A 17,462-nucleotide genomic window follows, 5' to 3' on the forward strand; every position below is an offset into this window, starting at 1 on the left:
AATATTCTTTTACTATAATAATATTCCAATCTATCATATATAGTTGAGATAACATCATATAAGGTGTTGTAATGATGTTATTTGGCTGTGAGGTTAAATAAGGTTGTGTAAATATCTTATATGGTGGAGCGAAGTACTATTATGAGTAGTGATTTGTGTATACTTAGTCGAAAGATTATTTATATATAATAAATTATTTATAATAGTGTTAGCTGAATCTTTATTTGTTCTATTTATATAAAAAAGAATCTACATATAGACATTGTTTTATTGTTCTATAATGTAGATTCTTGTTTAATTTTATATATTGTTTACACTGTTCCAATCAGCAATAAATTTTGCAATTCCTGAATCAGTAAGAGGATGTTTCATCATTTGATTTAATACTGACATAGGAATTGTGGCAATATCTGCGCCAAGCATAGCTGCTTTTGAAACATGAATTGGATTTCTTATACTTGCTGCTATTATTTCAGTTTTAATTCCTTGAACTTTAAAAATATTAGCAACTTCTTCTATTAAATACATTCCATCAAATCCAATATCGTCAAGTCTTCCTAAGAATGGACTTACAAAGCTAGCACCTGCTCTTGCAGCTAATAAAGCTTGTCCTGATGAGAATATAAGTGTTACATTTACTTTTATTCCTTTTTTACTTAATTCCTTTGTTGCTTTTAAACCTTCTTCACACATAGGAATTTTAATAACTATATTATCATGAATTTTTGAAAGTTCTAATCCTTCCTTTATCATTTCTTCTGCAGTATTTCCCATAACTTCTGCACTTATAGGTCCATCTACAATGGATGTAATTTCTTTTATTACTTCTATAAAATCTCTTCCTGACTTAGCTATAAGAGTAGGATTTGTTGTAACTCCACTAATCACTCCCATATCATTAGCTCTTTTTATTTCATCAACTATTGCTGTATCTAAAAATAACTTCATAATTTACCTCCTAAGTTAAAACAGCATTATTGGAATAATGTTAATATCTTTCCTATTAATATTCCAAATACTCCAAAATCTGCATCACTAAATGTTGAGCCTGCAAATCCGAAATCTCCTAGCACTGGCATCAATAATGCTGGTAAGAATGTTATTAATAATCCATGAACAAAAGCTCCTATTATAGCTCCTCTTCTACCACCTGTAGTATTACCAAATACGCCTGCAGTAGCTCCACAGAAGAAATGAGGAACAACACCTGGTAAAATTGCTGGTGCACCTAATGCTAATAGTATAAATAAGCCAACAATACCACCAACAAAGCTTGATAAAAATCCTATTAAAACTGCATTTGGTGCATAAGGGAAAACTACTGGACAGTCTAATGCTGGTTTAGCATTAGGAACTAACTTCATAGCAATTCCTCTAAATGCTGGAACTATTTCTGCAAGAATTAATCTAACACCAGCTAGTATAACATAAACCCCACCAGCAAATGTTATAGCTTGAATTAAAGAAAATACTAAAAGGTTTTGTCCACCACTAATTTCTGCTACATATTCTGGACCTGCTGCTATTGCTACAACTAAGAATAAAACTAACATAGTTAAGGAAATTGCAACTGATGTATCTCTTAAGAATGTTAAACCTTGTGGAAAATTTATTTCTTCTGTTGATTTAGAGTCTTTACCAACAACCTTTCCAACTAATGCTGCTACAAGATATCCAAAAGTACCAAAGTGTCCAAATGCAACATCATCTGATCCTGTAAGCTTTTTCATGAAAGGTTGAAGCATTGCAGGCATTGCTGCCATAATAAATCCTAATAATAATGCACCTACAACTATTGCAGCTGTTCCCTTAATTCCCCCTGCAAATAAAATTGCTGCTAACATACAAGCCATATATAATGAATGATGACCTGTTAAGAATATATATTTCATCTTTGTAAATCTTGCAATTAAAATATTAACTACCATACCTAAAGCCATAATTAAAGCTGTTTCTCTTCCTAAATCATTAAGAGCAACACTTACTATTGCTTCATTATTTGGAACTATACCAGTCATTCCAAATCCATACTCAAACATCTGTCCAAAATAACCAAGTGCTCCTTGTACTAATGCAGCTCCACCACTTAAAACTAAAAATCCCATTATTGTTTTTACTGTTCCTGTAATACAATCAGTAACAGACTTTTTTTGTAATATTAATCCTATAAGTGCAACTAATCCAACCAATACAGATGGTTCACTAAGTATATCAACTATAAAATCTAACATATTTTATCCCCCTATTAATTAATAATTTTTATATTTAAATATAATTTAATTTTTTTAATACTTCTACTAACTTATCTTCTAATTCTTTTTTATCTATCATATTGTTTAGAGATACTACTTCTCCACCTAATCCTTCAAGTCTAACAGCTATATCTCTTGTACCTACATAAATATCTGCCTTAATACCTTTTGCTGATGATAAATCTGAATGTTCCACAGTTACTCCGTCTATTCCTAAAGATTTCAACACATTTTTAATATTCATTTCAATCATAAAACTGCTTCCTAACCCTGATCCACAACAAACTAAAATTTTCATAATTAATCCCTCCTAATTATACCTTTTAATAATTTCTACTACTTCTTGAACTTTCTTTGCATTGATTATAGAGTTTAAATGGTCACTATTCATTAGAATTTCCATTAATTTCGATAAAGAACTTAAATGACTTGTATTATCCTTGGCTGCTAGCGTAATTATTAATTTAACTGGATCATTCAACTCACTTCCAAATTCTATAGGACTCTCTAATGTCAGAATACTAATTCCATTCTTATTTACTCCAGCTTCCGGTCTTGCATGGGATAATACAATTCCTGGGGCTATTACCATATATGGTCCTAATTCATAAAAATTATTTATTATTGCTTCTTTATAATTTTTATTTACTATGCCTTCCTTTTCTAATAAATAAGCACCTTCCTCTATCGCCTCCTTCCAATCATTACATTTTACATTTAATTTTATTAGTTCTTCTCTTAGTATATCTATTAACATATATTCATATCTCCCATTTCTTTGACCTTCTGCATATTTTTATTATATTAACTTCCATCCTAACAATGAATATGTTTACAGCACTATTACATTCAAATAAATTTTGAAAAATTGAACTTTATATTAATTTAAACTTAACATCTTTTTACATTCATTAACTATATCTTGAACGGTCATGTTATATTTTTCTCTTAAAAAATTCATAGTTCCAACTTCACCAAAGTGATCTTGTACTCCTAAAGCTCTTATATAACTAGGAAATTCCCTACAAGAAACTTCTGCAATAGCGCTATATAATCCACCTATTACATTATGATTTTCAATTGTAACTGCTTTTTTTGTTTTTTTAAGAGAATTTACTATTGTATCCCTATCTATAGGCTTAATAGTAGGAACAGAAATAACTTCAACATCTATACCTTCATCTTTCAAAAGACTTGCTGCTTCTAATGCAAAACTTGTCATTAATCCTGTTGAAAATATAGTTATATCTTTTCCTTCTTTTAAAACATCAGCCTTTAATAAATTAAATTTATAATTTTCATCATAAACTTTTGGAATCTCTTTTCTAGTTATTCTTATATAAACAACTCCCTTATAATCAACAGTTTTATATAATACTTCCCTTAGTTGAAATTCATCTGCAACATCTATAATAGTAATACCTGGAATACTTCTTAATACTCCAATATCTTCAAAGCTCATATGGGTTCCACCATTTGTTTCAGCTGCTATACCAGCATCCGTAGCTATAATTTTCACATTTTGTTTCGCATAGGCCATAGAAATAGCTATTTGATCACATATTCTCCTTGATGCAAATGAAGTAAAGGTGCAAATATATGGTTTCATTCCATAAGCACTCATTCCGGCTGCCATTCCTGCCATATTTTGTTCACTTATTCCAACATCAAAAGCTCTTTCTGGAAAAATAGTTCTTAATGGCATTGTGCCATTTGCTTCTGCTAAGTCTGCATCCATAAATACTATACTTTCATCTTTATGCATTAATTCTTCTATAACACTACATAAGACTTTTCTCATTTCCATAGTTTTATCCTCCTATTTCAACTCTTCTAATGCTTTTTTAAATTGCTCATCAGTTAATCCCATACTATGATTTTTATATCCTGCACTTTCAATTACAGATATGCCTTTTCCTTTTACTGTATTTAATATAATTGCAACTGGCTTATCCTGCTTTTTACCTTTTTCTATTGCTTCATGAATTTCCTCTATATCGTGGCCATTTTTAATATTTTGAACAAAAAACCCAAAAGCCTCCCACTTTTTATCCATATTATCCATTCTTATTATATCTTCTAGCTTCCCATCTAATTGCATTTTATTATAATCAACAAAAACAATTAAATTATTTAGATTAAAAGAACTAGCCGCCAATGCTGCTTCCCAAACCTCTCCTTCATCACATTCTCCATCTCCTACAATACAATAAATATATGCATTATCTTTCTTTATCTTGGAGGCCTTTGCCATACCAACAGCACAACTTATTCCTTGTCCTAAAGATCCTGTTGTCATATCTACTCCATTAGTTTTATTCATATCGCAATGACTTGGTAAATTGGTATTTCCCTTATTTAATGTTAATAATTCTTCTTTTGATATATATCCTTTATCTGCTAATACTGCATAAAGAGCTGGGCCTGCATGTCCCTTAGATAAAACTAATCTATCTCTTCCTTCCATTTTAGGATTTTCTACATTAATATTCATTTCTTTATTATAAAGAAGAACTAGAGCTTCTACTATTGAAAGAGAACCACCATAATGACCCTTTCCAATACTATGAATTTCTTTTAATATAAGTCTTCTCACTTCTTTACATTTTTCTTCAAGAAAACTAATTTCTTGCTTTTTCATAACTTCTTCCTCCTTTAATAGACTTTTATTAATATTTTTTAATTACATCTATAACTTCATCTTTAGATGAGGCAAAAAACAATTTATTTCTGTCCTCAGGATTATTTATTAAATTCATAAATCCCAACAAAGCATTAAGATGAGATTCTTTATCCTTAGATGCAAAGGTTAAAATCAACCTTACAGGATCATTAAACTCACTATTGAATTTAACTGGATATTTCAAATTTATAAGGCTCATTGATGTTTTATCAATTTCATCTACCATATCAATATGAGATAAGCATATTCCTGGAGCTATAACCATATATGGTCCAAGTTCTTCTAATTTTTTAATTATTTCACTCTTATATGCTTCTGTTACATTATTTTTTCTTATTAAAATATCTACCCCTTTAGATATAGCATCTTTCCAATCCTTGCAGTTTACTTTTAATTCAATATTTTCTCTTTTTATAAAATCTCTTAAAAAATACTTTTCTTTAAAATCATTATCTATTTCTTCATCTAGTTCTTCTTGTTTTTTCATTTCATATAGTATTTCATATCTTAATTGTTCTTCATCATTAATCTCACAGTACTTTTTAACTTTATCTAAAATTCTATTAAGCAAAGAAATTTCCCCATTATCTTTTTTAGGCTTTGCAATGGGTATAATATATTTCTCAAGTTTCTTTAAATCTTCATTTGTAATTAATGGAGAAACCTTTATATATTCATCTTTATTTAAACTAGGAATATCTAAAGTACTTATAATAAAATCGCAATTATTCTTCATTTCACTTGTAACACTTCTACTGCCATAAGTACCTAATATTTCTACATTAAATTTTTCTATAATCTTAGATGCAATTAATTTAGATGAACCTACTCCCGACCCACAAACAACTATTAATCTTGCTCTTCTATTATTTTTCTGCTTATATCTAGCAATTGCAGCTGCATAATGAAGTGCTATATATGATATTTCATGTTCTCCCAATTGATTATCTATATACTCCTCAAGATATTTGCAGGCTAAAGTTACTACTTTAAATAATTGAGATTGCTCAGATTTTATTCTTTCAATAAGTGGATTTACAATTTTAGAACCATATTTTATCCTATATAAACTTGGTCTCAAATGTAATAATAAGCCCTGGTATAAAGATTCCCTTTCTTCATCTAGATTAATTTTGTAATAAGACTCTACATATTTAGTCATAAAATCTATAATATGCAAAAGTTTATTATCTTCCTTACTGTCAACTTGATAACTATTATTAACAACTTTAGCTCCTAAAAGATGAATTACTATATAAGAAATCTCATCCTTTGGAACCTCTATTTTATATTTATCTTCTATTTTCTTAATAATTTCTAATGCTACTTCATATTCCAAGGTATTTTCTACAAAGTCATTATTAAATTCAAGTTTACTTATAACCTTATCTATTTGAACTCTTTTTATCATAATTGCTAAATGGGTCATTAACCCTCCATAAGCCTCATCACTAAACTCTCTTTTTAATTTTTGTTCAGCTTCTTTTATTAAACTATCGATAAAATCTATATCTATATCAGTAAATAAAGTATCAAATTGAAGTTTATTAATTTTAGATTCACTTGATTTTTTAGAAACATATTTCACAAAATCCTCAGCTGAAACACTTTGAGATATAATATCCAATATTGCCTTTCTTTTATAATTTTCATTACCTTCAATATAAAGTCCTACTTTAGATTTTCTTATTAATTTAAGATTATATCTGCTTAAAAATTCTTCTACATCATCTATTTCTTTTAAAAGAGTATTCTTGGAAATACAAAGCTTTTCTTCAAAATATTTAAGTTTCATATTATCATTTGCCTGAAGAAGTTTTAAAGTTATAAACAGCTCTCTTTCTTCTTTTGAATATGCATATTTATATGGAGTGTCTTCTGATACAAATTTATCTATATAAGCTTTAAGTTCTTTACTATTAGTTACCTTAATACCTTTACCATACTTTTTATCAAAATATCCAAATCCATTTTTAATTAAAAATTTTTCTATTTTATCTATTTTGTATCTTATAGCTCTATCTGTAAGATTATATTTTTTCGCTAATTCTTCAACTTTTATATAATTATTATTTTTAATCATATATTGAAGTATCTCCATGCAATCCTTATTAAGCTCCATACTTATCACTCCTTCTTATAATTTAATTATATATATTTATATTTTTTTCTTTAACCGTTTACTATAATCTTTCTTTTCTGTTTAAATGTGAAAATATGAACTTATTTTATTATTAATTAAATCATTTTAATAAAGCTGTAACACATATTATATTAAAGGCATAATATGATTATAGATAAAACAATAATCCTTTATTCTAATAATTTAAAGTTCTTTATATATAGATTGAATTTACTAAATGTTTTTATATGTTAAGAATCTATATATAAGAATTCAATATATAGAATAAAGGCCAAACAACAAATGATAATAATTTATTATTGGGAGGAACGATAATATGGATAATATGAGAAGATACAATATGGTCAATTATGAATATTCATGTGGATATGACGATAGAGATTATGACTGGGATTATTATGAAGATGATTATGAAGATAATTATGACAAAGACTATGATTGCGATTATGAAGATGATTATGACTTTGACTACGACTATGAAGATGATTATGATAAAAAAGATGGCAAGAAAGATAACAAAAAAGATAATAGGAAAGATGATAAGAAGGATGACAAAGATAAGGATAAATGTAAATCTTCTACAAAAATCCACTTTAATCCTTGTGAATTATGTAAAGCTGTAGATACAGAACCTGTAGATTTAGGTAATTGTTTAGAAAGAGACTTAAAAGCAAAAATAGTTCTAAAAAATGTTTGCTTTAATAGAAAATTCAAGGTAAAAGTTGCCTTATTAGATAAATCTGGAAAAGTAATTGAAACTAAAGAATTTAAGGCAATATTGCGTAAAAATAAAAAATCACATTCCGATAAGGGCTGTGGCGTATTTAAGAAAGAAGTAAAATTTGATCTTCCAAAGAATAAAGTTTGCCATACACTTGATTTTACAATTAAAGTTTCAGCAGAATACGTTGATAAATGCTAATATTATAAGTGTATTTTAAATATTTATTTTTAATAAATATTTAAAATATAATTTATAAAAAATATAGACCACCGACAATATACGAAATTGACAGGCTATAACTGTTAATTAAAAAGATCGGTGGTCTTTCTTAAATAGGACTAATTTACAAACAGTATACAGCACATTTTAATTTATACTTTTTACAAACGGGCTTTTCAGAAGAACTATTTTTTAGGGTTTTTTAACCAAACAATTAATAAATAAATTTGGATTTAATTTAAAATATGGTTAATTTTAAATTGAAAGAGTTGACAACTCTTAATTATCAGTTGTCAACTCTTTCTCTTCTCCTGCCTTAATTAAAACTTTGCTTCCTCTCATAATAAGACCTTCTATAAATATTAATATACCAGTTACTATAAGCATTTTTTCTATTGCAACATAATCTGCCATTGGTCCAAATACTAACATTCCAAGAGGCATCATAACACTTGTTATCATACTCAAAACACTAAACACTCTTCCTAAGAACTCTTCTTCAACTTTTTCTTGTATTAAAACTGTAGAAGGTGTATTAAACATTGGCATAACCATTCCAAATAATCCAAATAGAGAAATATAAACCCAAAAAGAAGGTACAATTCCTAATGCAATAGTGCATAATGCCATAATAAGGGTTGAAAAAGCCATTGTATAAACTCTATTTTTAAAACCACCCCAAGCAGCCATAATACCACCACCAAGCATCATTCCAACAGAGAATGTTATTTCAATTGCTGTTAAACGCCATACATCATTTCCAAAGTTACGGGTAACTTGTAACGGAGTTAGAAATGAAACAGGTGCAGCTAGAATAAAGAAAAATGCACAGAATACAAAGTATTCCTTAAGAAATTTATGATTTTTTATATATTCTAATCCTTCTTTCATATCGCCAAAATAACTATTTTCCTGTTTTTTTAATGCTTTCTCATGAACTGGAACATGTAAAAAGAAAACTAAAATAGAAACTGCTATTGCAGCTGTAATTACATCTATAAAAAATATAACTTCGATTGTAGTCATTGTTAATAAAGCCCCACTTAACATTGGTGATATAAGCATAACTAAAGATTGAATACTTCCATTGCTTGCATTTACTTTTGTAAGCTTATCCTCTGGAACAATTTGTGGTATAAGTGCATTTATCGCTGGAGTTTGTATCGCTGATCCTAAAGCACGTATCGAAGAAGTTAAATATAAAAGCCAAATAGAATCATATCCTCTTAAAAATAGTATTGCTAATATTAATGTTGATATTGCAATAAAGGAATCCGAAATAGCAATTAGCTTTTTTCTATCATATCTATCTGCCCATACTCCTCCAAAAGGCGAAAGAAAAAGCGTAGGTAAAAATCCACAAATTATAGATATTGTCATAGCAGTTCCTGATTGTGTTTCTAGGGTAATATACCACATAATTGCGTATTGAACTAATGAAGAGCCTAAAAGCGATATTGTCTGGGTAGTCAAAAATAATATAATATTCTTCTTCCAGTTATTATTCATATATTATATCTCCTATTCTTTTGATTTTATAATATTAATTATTGAATAGTTAATATTATAATTTTTTATCTTAAATTTATACTATAAATACATAGCACAATCCACCTCTTTATATAATTTATAAATTAATTATAATAGAAAACAAATTAGACTTATACTACATTATTATATAATTCTATACAACTACTGGCATTAATATTTTGTAAAATTTTGATTATATCAAAAATTTTATATTTGAATATATTAGTAATAGTTTAAATAATAATTAGGAGCATAAAATGATATCTTTTAATGATTTTACAGTTCATTCATTAGAAGTAAATCTATTCTTTTTAAGGTTGATGAAAGAACATTCAATATTTTTAGAAGCAGTATTTTTACCAAAAGATAAAAACTTAATTAATCAAGCAGAAGCCTTTAAAAATGAATTTTCTCATTTATTATCTCATGCAGTAACATTGGCAGATGGGCTTCTTCCTTCATCTGTAATAAATTCAAAAGAGCTTGTAACTAAATATACAATTGACGCCGAAAAAGCAACTCAAATGGCTACTGGAATTTTAATAGACACCTCTATAACTTCTAGAGAACTTTCCTTACTACCTATTAGCAATAAATCTTTAAGAAACTTAACAGATGAAATTTTCATATTAAATAAAAACATTATAAGAACACTTTCGATGCTTATTCAATTTAAAAATAAACTTCTGAAAGCTGTTTTATCATGCAACTTATTTATAAATGCTTATCCTAAATTTTTAGAGCATCTTCTTTATGAAGCTATGGCTTATAAGGAATTATTAACAAGACTACAAAACGGAGTTGAAATAAGTATTAATGTAAACCCAGCCGCTCAAGAAGCTTTTTGGAATAAAATAATGTCTGAACATGCCTTCTTTATCAGAGGTTTATTAGACCCAACAGAAGTAAATTTATTTAATTTAGCTGATAGTTTTGGAAAGAAATTTGAAGACTTAAGAAAAGAAGCAAATAAAATAAAAGATTCTAAAAATCTTCTAAGGGAAGTTACAAATAAATCATTAGATGCTGCAAAAGAAATTAGAGAATTTAAAGAAGAAGGAGTGGAGGGTTTATTAAATTGCGAAATTAAAGCTATTATTTCTCCTCTTTTAGCTGATCACGTACTTAGAGAAGCTAATCATTATATTAGATTACTTAGGAACTTTAATTTATAATAAATGTATATTCCGACATTTCCCGAGAAATATTTCTTATTTCTTATATATCTACAATAATTTCTACATTTAATGATATTAAATTCTGTATAAATTGAAAAACTTTAACTTTTTACAAGTTAAAGTTTTTCTAGTGTTCTTTTTAAAAATTCACGTGTACGTTCCTTAGTTGGATTATTAAATATTTGCTCTGGAGATCCCTCTTCTTCTATAACTCCCTTGTCCATAAATACTACACGATCAGATACTTCGCGTGCAAATTCCATTTCGTGAGTTACAACTAACATTGTAAGACCAGTTCCCGCAAGTTCTTTCATAACTTTAAGAACTTCTCCTACCATTTCTGGATCTAAAGCTGAAGTTGGCTCATCAAAAAGAATAACATCTGGTTCCATTGAAAGTGCTCTTGCAATAGCAACACGTTGTTTTTGCCCTCCTGATAACTGCTTAGGCTTAGCATTAATATACTTTTCCATTCCAACTACTTTTAAATATTTCATTGCTATTTTTTCAGCTTCTTCTTTAGAACGCTTTAAAACCTTCATTTGTCCAACAACACAATTACTTAAGACATTATGATTATTAAATAAATTAAATTGTTGAAAAACCATGCCTAACTTTGTACGATATTTACGAATATCATGTTTGTCATCTAATATATTTTCTCCCTTATAAATTATCTCTCCACCAGTTGGCTTTTCTAGAAGATTAATGCAACGAAGAAGAGTTGACTTACCTGATCCAGAAGAACCTATTATACAAACAACTTCCCCTTTATTTACTGAAAAATCAATATCTTTTAATACTTCATGATCTCCAAAATGTTTACTTAAATGTTTAATTTCTATTATTTTTTCCATCTCTAACTTCCTCCTTTCCTACTTAATTATTTATCTGCTACAATTTCTGGAGTTTTTACCTGCATTTGATTGCCAGGTATAATATAATTTTCCGGTCCATCTAATTTTCTTTCTATTGCTCTTAAAATTCTTGTAATTGTAAATGTTAATACTAAATAAATAATACATGCAACAGAGAAGGATTCAAAATACTTAAAGTTATTACCTGCTATTGACTTAGTTTGGAAGAATAGTTCTGAAACAGAAATTACATTAAGCACTGAAGTATCTTTTATATTAACTACAAATTCATTACCTGTTGCTGGTAAAATATTACGAATCACTTGTGGTAAAATTACATTAAACATTGTTTGAGCATGGCTCATTCCAATTGCCTGAGCAGCTTCAAATTGTCCCTTGTCTATAGAAACAATTCCTCCTCTAACAATCTCTGACATATAAGCTCCTGTATTAATAGAAACTATAAATAAAGCTGCTACTATTCTATTTATATCTATTCCTAAAAACTGAGCTGATCCATAATAAATAACCATGGATTGTACTATCATAGGGGTTCCTCTAAAGAACTCTATATAAACAGAAAGAATAACATTTATAATTTTAAGAAATACCTTTTTTATTCCCCTTTCAGGAACTGGAATAGTTCTTATTACTCCTACTAATAGCCCAATTAAAGTACCAATTAAAGTACCGATTATTGAAATATAAATTGTTACCCATGCTCCACGAAGAAACATTGGCCAATTTTCTTGAACTATTTTTATTATTGATTCAATACTCATTATTAGCCTCCTAAAACCTCTAAATTAATAAAATTGAATGGGCTCTAAAAGATAACCCATTCAAAATAAATTATTGAGCTGCTGGTTGATTTTTAATAGCATTATCCATTATTTCTGTTTGTTCTTCTTCTGAAATAGCTGCTAAAATTTCATTTATCTTTTCAGTTAACTCACTATTTTTTCTTAATCCTACTGCTATTGCAGTATCTTCTGGATTTGTTTCAAAGCCATCTGTAAGTTCTATCATTTTAAAGTTTGAATTAGCTGATTGAGCACTTACTGCTTCTGGTCTTTCTGATACATAAGCATCAATTACTCCTGATTCAAGAGCAACTCTCATTGCTGGGAAGTTATCCATAGCTTCTTGCTTATTTACACCTTCAATTTGATCTATTACTGAATAGTGGAAAGTATTTAACTGTGCAGTAACTTTTGCATCTTTGAAATCTGCTAAAGTTTTAGCATTTGCATAAGGTCCATTATTTTTAACAACTAAAACTAATTGTGAATTATAGTAATTGTCTGAAAAATCTATTGTTTCTTTACGTTCTGCAGTTGGTGACATACCTGCAATTATTGCATCTATTTTACCTGAAGTTAAAGCTGGCACTAATCCATCCCATTCAGTTTTAACAATAACTAGTTCTTTTCCTAAACCTTCCGCAATTCTCTTAGCTATTTCAACATCATATCCACCTGCATATTCTGAACTTCCTTCAATTGCTACAGCTCCATTTGAATCATCGCCTTGTGTCCAGTTAAATGGTGGATATCCAGCTTCCATTCCTACTTTAAACACATTACTATCCTCTGTCTTTTCATTATTTGCTGATGCACATCCTGTTAATGCTAACATAGCTGTTAATGCTAATGATACTAATACTGATAATTTTTTCTTCATGATAATCTCTCCTTTTTTAATTTTTCTTAAAATAAAAAATGACAATCCTCTAAAGTCAGGATTGCGCTATCTAAGAATTCAGGAGATTTAGTTAAATAAAAATGCCTGAGATAGACTCAGGCATATAAATATACTTCACCTTCATCCCCATCTTTTCCCATTTGAGATAGCACAACTCAATAAACCGGGTAGTTTATTGAGACAGTCTTACAGCTATTAACTGTAAGCCCAGCATATAATACCGAGAAATATTATACACTTCGGCAATATTTCCTTCTCTCTAGCTTCAACGTTTTCTCGAACTCCACTAAAGACTGTTAAATATTGCGCCTCTACCTCACCTGTAAAAGTGAGGTCTTATTAAGTTTTAAATTTTATGTCTTTAGTGTACAGGCTTTTATTATGCTTGTCAATACTTTTTTCTAATTTATTTTTTGTAATAAAAGTATTTGTTATTCATGATAATTGCTTGTACACAAATGAATATTTTTTATATTTAATTTTATAATATGTTATTATTAATCTGTTGTTACATAATAATACTAATAATCAAAAATATTTTTATTACTATTATTTTTATAATATATTTATTACATATTAGTATGCAATATATTTAAAACTTTACGCAGCTCCTTTACAGAAATTTGTCCTGGAGCAGATGCCTTTTTAGCTGAACCAAAAGTAATTGCGGATCCAAATAATTCTCCAGATAATCTACTAATTATCCCCTTTCCTGCCATTGACATTGTTATAATTGGACCTTTTATATACTTTTCTTTTGCAATACGCGTTGCATCTAATAATGTAATTACATCTTCAGCTGAATTAGGCATAACTGCAATTTTAGGAATATCTGCACCCAATTCAACCGCCTTACAAAGACGCTTTATTATTTCATCTTTTGCTGGTGTCTTTTCAAAATCATGATTCGAAATAATTACAAGAAGATCATTATTATGAGCTAAATCAATTAATTCTATTATCTTATTATTATCTTTAGATAATTCAATATCTATAATATCAATAAGTTTTGTTTTAGAAACTTTCTTATTTAATTCAAAATAAAAGTCTTCATCAATTTCTCTTTCTCCACCTTCATTGAAACTACGGAAGGTAAATAAAATTGCTTTATCAGGAATAATTTCTCTAATCTTCTCTAAAGCTTCTATAACTTTATTTATATTAGTTACATTTTTAAAGAAATCTGCTCTCCATTCTACTATATCAAAATCTATATATTCTAATTCCTTTGCTTCCTCTATAATTTCAGAAATGCTTTTTCCTACAATAGGTACAACTATTTTGGGTATCCCTTCGCCAATTACTAGATCTTTAACTTTTACTACTTTCTTCATATCTTTTTTCTTCCCTTCCATCAGCATAATGAGCAAATCTTCCTGAAGTACGTTTATTAACTGGATCTTCTCTATCATAAGGCCAGCCGCCAAATTGGGTTTCTTGATAATCTCTAAAAGCTTGATATATTTCTTCCTTTGTATTCATAACAAAAGGTCCATATTGTACTACTGGTTCGTTTATAGGTTCTCCTTCTAAAACTATAAAATAAGCCTCCTTATCTCCATTAATTATTGAAATTTCTTCTTTTCCAGATAACTTTATTCGAGTTGATGCTTCAAAAGACTGACCTTCTATAATAAGCTTACCTTCACCTTGATAGAAATATAAGTTTCTTATTAATGTTTCTGAAACAGCTGGTAATATCATAGATGCTTCTGCTTCCATCTTTACCAGATATATTCCAACATTATTGTTTTTATCTGCTGCCCATGAATTCTTATTAGGCTCTAAGCCCTCTCTTCCCTCTAATTTACCTGTAATTAATCTAATATTAGTTTTGCTTCCCTTTTCATTTTTAAACTCTATTACTGGAATATCTTCCGCCCATAACATCTTATAATCAGCTTCTACAAATTTATTTTTTGAAGGAAGGTTAAGCCATATTTGAAATAATTCTACTGGATTTTCTTTATCTTTATTAATTAGGGGAAACATTTCTGTATGCTGACATCCTGCACCTGTTGTTAACCATTGTACATCACCATTGCCATAACGTCCATAAGAACCTTTTGAATCAAAATGATCTACAAATCCATTAAGAACTATAGTTACAGTTTCAAATCCTCTATGGGGATGCACTGGAAATCCCGGAACAACTTTTCCATGATACATGCTAAATCCATCTTTTCCTGAAAAGTCATTACCAATTTCTCTTCCTATTAATAATTCACTATCTATTCCTTGAACTTCATTTCCCTTTGGATATGCATCTTTATGATGGGCACAAAATATAAAAGGGTTTTCCATTGGCCATTGAAATCCTATTTTTTGTATCTTTTTTATTTTATTATTCATACTATTCACCTTTTTCAGTTATATTTTTTTAATTCTCTATAATATATAATTCTTAGCAATTTATAAACTTATAATTATCTTGACTTCAAGATAATTATAAAACAAATAAATCTTGAATTCAAGATTTATTTTATAATATAATATCACTTTAAAATAAATATAAAAAAGGGTTGCTCTCGCAACCCTATATATATTATACCTCTATACATTATCTCTTATTAGCCGTACTTATTAACTATTAATATTCCCTTTTACTTATTAACTATTGCTTATATTTTATTTTCCCTATACTAAATCTACTTGTATATCTTCATCAATTACTTTAGTTTCTTCATTTACTGAAACTTCTTCTTTATTACCAATTGATAAGATAAGATTTAAAACTATTCCTACAACAGCTGCTGTTGCTAAAGCAGGAAGTTCTATTCCAAACATTGGTATCATTCCGCCTTCGAAAGCATAATTTCCACCTAATCCAACTATTAATATTACTGCTATAACAGCTAAGTTTTTAGAACTAAACATATCTACTTTCTTATCCATCATTATTGTTACTCCTTGTGCCCCTATAACTCCATAAAGATATATTGAAAGTCCTCCAATTACTGATGTTGGTATAGAATAAATTACATTTATTAATGGTGTAAAGCATGAAATGATCATTGTTATTACTGCTGCTGCCATTAAAACTGGTACCGAGAAATTCTTTGATATTGCCATTGTACTAATATTTTCACCATAGTTTGTACCAGCTGGTCCACCAATTAAGCCTGAGATTATATCTCCCATACCATCACCAATTAGATTTAACCCTAATTTATCTTCAATTTCATATACCTTTTTAGAACCTTTTTTCTTAGCTAAATCATTAACATAAGTGTGTAATTGATATACGTGAGCAGTTGATTCTGGTATAGTTGCAATTGCTATAGGCATTATTGCAATTAAAGCTTCCCATGATGGCTTAGGGAATGTAAATATTGGCATACTAAAAATACTGTTTGTTTCTACTGTATTAAAGTTTACAAATGGTATTCCTGTTGTTTTTCCTATTACTAAAGCTGTTAAATATCCTGTTAAAAGTCCAAATAAAATTGGAAGTTGGCTAAGTTTACCCTTTAGATAAACTGAATATATTATAGTTGATAATAATGTTACTAAAGCTATTATCCAGGCATAACCTGATGCCATAGCTTGATCTGCTTCAGCAACACCTGCTGGAATTGCAGCTGCATTTCCCATTGCATTTGCAGCTAATGATAATCCTATAATAATTGCTATACTACCTGTTACTGTTGCTGGAAGAACTTTTTCTATGAACTTCTTTCCACTTTTCTTTATTATTAATCCAGCTATTATTGAAACAAAACCGGACATTACAATACCAAATTGAGCTATTGAAATTTTATCATTTAATGTATAACTAGCAAAGGCATCCGCACTCATTATTGAAGCTATTGCTGCTATATATGAAAAACTTGAACCATAGTATAATGGAAGTTTCTTTCCTGTAATTAAAATAAATCCTAAAGTTGCAAGACCACTTGCAAAAATTGTTGTTGAAACATGAAAACCTGTAATTAATGCTACTAGAACTGTAGCAGGAAACATTACTACTATTTGTTGAAGTGCAAATAAGATAAGTTCAAAGAATGGTGGCCTTTCATCTGGTAAATAGCCCATTACTTGATTGTTTGTTGATTTTGTTGTCATAATAATACCTCCTAAATTTTATAATTTAAAAGGATAAAAAAAATCATAAAAAAAATCTTGCTTATAGCAAGATTCGAAAATTAGCAGCTTAAAAGCTAATATAATTA

16 protein-coding genes and 1 riboswitch are annotated in these 17,462 nt (G+C 28.6%); of the genes, 2 read left to right on the forward strand and 14 right to left on the reverse strand.

Annotation, left to right across the window (positions count from 1 at the left end; genetic code table 11):
* Nucleotides 1-300 precede the first annotated feature (300 nt).
* The 7 genes from fsa to BEN51_RS12075 form a co-directional block, all read right to left on the reverse strand.
* Nucleotides 301-948 carry a fructose-6-phosphate aldolase gene (gene fsa, locus BEN51_RS12045; RefSeq protein ID WP_119866271.1) on the reverse strand — a complete coding sequence of 216 codons (648 nt, stop codon included), beginning with the start codon at nucleotides 946-948 and terminating at the stop codon, nucleotides 301-303.
* A 26-nt stretch (nucleotides 949-974) separates the two neighbouring features.
* The gene (locus BEN51_RS12050) at nucleotides 975-2,231 is read right to left on the reverse strand and encodes a PTS ascorbate transporter subunit IIC (RefSeq protein WP_119866272.1); all 1,257 of its coding nucleotides are present in this window, start codon (nucleotides 2,229-2,231) and stop codon (nucleotides 975-977) included.
* 34 nt (nucleotides 2,232-2,265) lie between these two features.
* Nucleotides 2,266-2,550 (reverse strand): PTS sugar transporter subunit IIB, encoded by a 285-nt coding sequence (locus BEN51_RS12055; RefSeq protein WP_119866273.1) that lies wholly within the window; start codon nucleotides 2,548-2,550, stop codon nucleotides 2,266-2,268.
* Between the two features lie 12 nt (nucleotides 2,551-2,562).
* Nucleotides 2,563-3,009 (reverse strand): PTS sugar transporter subunit IIA, encoded by a 447-nt coding sequence (locus tag BEN51_RS12060; protein ID WP_119866274.1) that lies wholly within the window; start codon nucleotides 3,007-3,009, stop codon nucleotides 2,563-2,565.
* Between the two features lie 123 nt (nucleotides 3,010-3,132).
* A complete protein-coding gene (locus BEN51_RS12065; protein WP_119866275.1) occupies nucleotides 3,133-4,059 on the reverse strand; it encodes a transketolase family protein in 927 nt (308 codons plus the stop codon).
* A gap of 12 nt (nucleotides 4,060-4,071) precedes the next feature.
* The gene (locus BEN51_RS12070) at nucleotides 4,072-4,893 is read right to left on the reverse strand and encodes a transketolase (RefSeq protein WP_119866276.1); all 822 of its coding nucleotides are present in this window, start codon (nucleotides 4,891-4,893) and stop codon (nucleotides 4,072-4,074) included.
* Nucleotides 4,894-4,921: 28 nt separating this feature from the next.
* On the reverse strand, nucleotides 4,922-7,057 hold the full coding sequence (locus BEN51_RS12075; RefSeq protein ID WP_119866277.1) for a BglG family transcription antiterminator: 2,136 nt from the start codon (nucleotides 7,055-7,057) through the stop codon (nucleotides 4,922-4,924).
* Between the two features lie 337 nt (nucleotides 7,058-7,394).
* Between BEN51_RS12075 and BEN51_RS12080 the strand changes: the two genes are divergently transcribed.
* A complete protein-coding gene (locus BEN51_RS12080) occupies nucleotides 7,395-8,000 on the forward strand; it encodes a hypothetical protein (protein WP_119866278.1) in 606 nt (201 codons plus the stop codon).
* Between the two features lie 300 nt (nucleotides 8,001-8,300).
* Here the strand turns inward: BEN51_RS12080 and BEN51_RS12085 are convergent, their stop codons facing one another.
* Nucleotides 8,301-9,530, reverse strand: coding sequence for an MFS transporter (locus BEN51_RS12085; protein ID WP_119866279.1), 1,230 nt, complete (start codon nucleotides 9,528-9,530; stop codon nucleotides 8,301-8,303).
* A gap of 278 nt (nucleotides 9,531-9,808) precedes the next feature.
* Between BEN51_RS12085 and BEN51_RS12090 the strand changes: the two genes are divergently transcribed.
* Complete coding sequence (locus BEN51_RS12090) at nucleotides 9,809-10,726, forward strand: DUF2935 domain-containing protein (RefSeq protein ID WP_119866280.1); 918 nt, start codon at nucleotides 9,809-9,811, stop codon at nucleotides 10,724-10,726.
* Between the two features lie 119 nt (nucleotides 10,727-10,845).
* Here BEN51_RS12090 and BEN51_RS12095 read toward each other — a convergent pair whose 3' ends face one another.
* From BEN51_RS12095 to BEN51_RS12120, 6 genes are all read right to left on the reverse strand, one after another.
* Nucleotides 10,846-11,586, reverse strand: a complete 741-nt coding sequence (locus BEN51_RS12095; RefSeq protein WP_119866281.1) for an amino acid ABC transporter ATP-binding protein — start codon at nucleotides 11,584-11,586, stop codon at nucleotides 10,846-10,848.
* A gap of 26 nt (nucleotides 11,587-11,612) precedes the next feature.
* Nucleotides 11,613-12,368 carry an amino acid ABC transporter permease gene (locus BEN51_RS12100; RefSeq protein ID WP_119866282.1) on the reverse strand — a complete coding sequence of 252 codons (756 nt, stop codon included), beginning with the start codon at nucleotides 12,366-12,368 and terminating at the stop codon, nucleotides 11,613-11,615.
* A gap of 70 nt (nucleotides 12,369-12,438) precedes the next feature.
* Complete coding sequence (locus BEN51_RS12105; RefSeq protein WP_119866283.1) at nucleotides 12,439-13,269, reverse strand: transporter substrate-binding domain-containing protein; 831 nt, start codon at nucleotides 13,267-13,269, stop codon at nucleotides 12,439-12,441.
* Between the two features lie 159 nt (nucleotides 13,270-13,428).
* A riboswitch (Lysine riboswitch) is annotated at nucleotides 13,429-13,612 on the reverse strand.
* A 247-nt stretch (nucleotides 13,613-13,859) separates the two neighbouring features.
* The gene (aroD, locus tag BEN51_RS12110; protein WP_119866628.1) at nucleotides 13,860-14,624 is read right to left on the reverse strand and encodes a type I 3-dehydroquinate dehydratase; all 765 of its coding nucleotides are present in this window, start codon (nucleotides 14,622-14,624) and stop codon (nucleotides 13,860-13,862) included.
* A complete protein-coding gene (locus BEN51_RS12115; RefSeq protein ID WP_119866284.1) occupies nucleotides 14,602-15,642 on the reverse strand; it encodes a pirin family protein in 1,041 nt (346 codons plus the stop codon). Before BEN51_RS12115 ends, aroD begins: the two co-directional genes overlap by 23 nt.
* Before the next feature lie 285 nt (nucleotides 15,643-15,927).
* Nucleotides 15,928-17,355 (reverse strand): uracil-xanthine permease family protein, encoded by a 1,428-nt coding sequence (locus BEN51_RS12120; RefSeq protein WP_119866285.1) that lies wholly within the window; start codon nucleotides 17,353-17,355, stop codon nucleotides 15,928-15,930.
* Nucleotides 17,356-17,462: the final 107 nt, after the last annotated feature.

The sequence above is a fragment of the Clostridium isatidis genome (assembly GCF_002285495.1).
Taxonomy (GTDB): domain Bacteria; phylum Bacillota; class Clostridia; order Clostridiales; family Clostridiaceae; genus Clostridium; species Clostridium isatidis.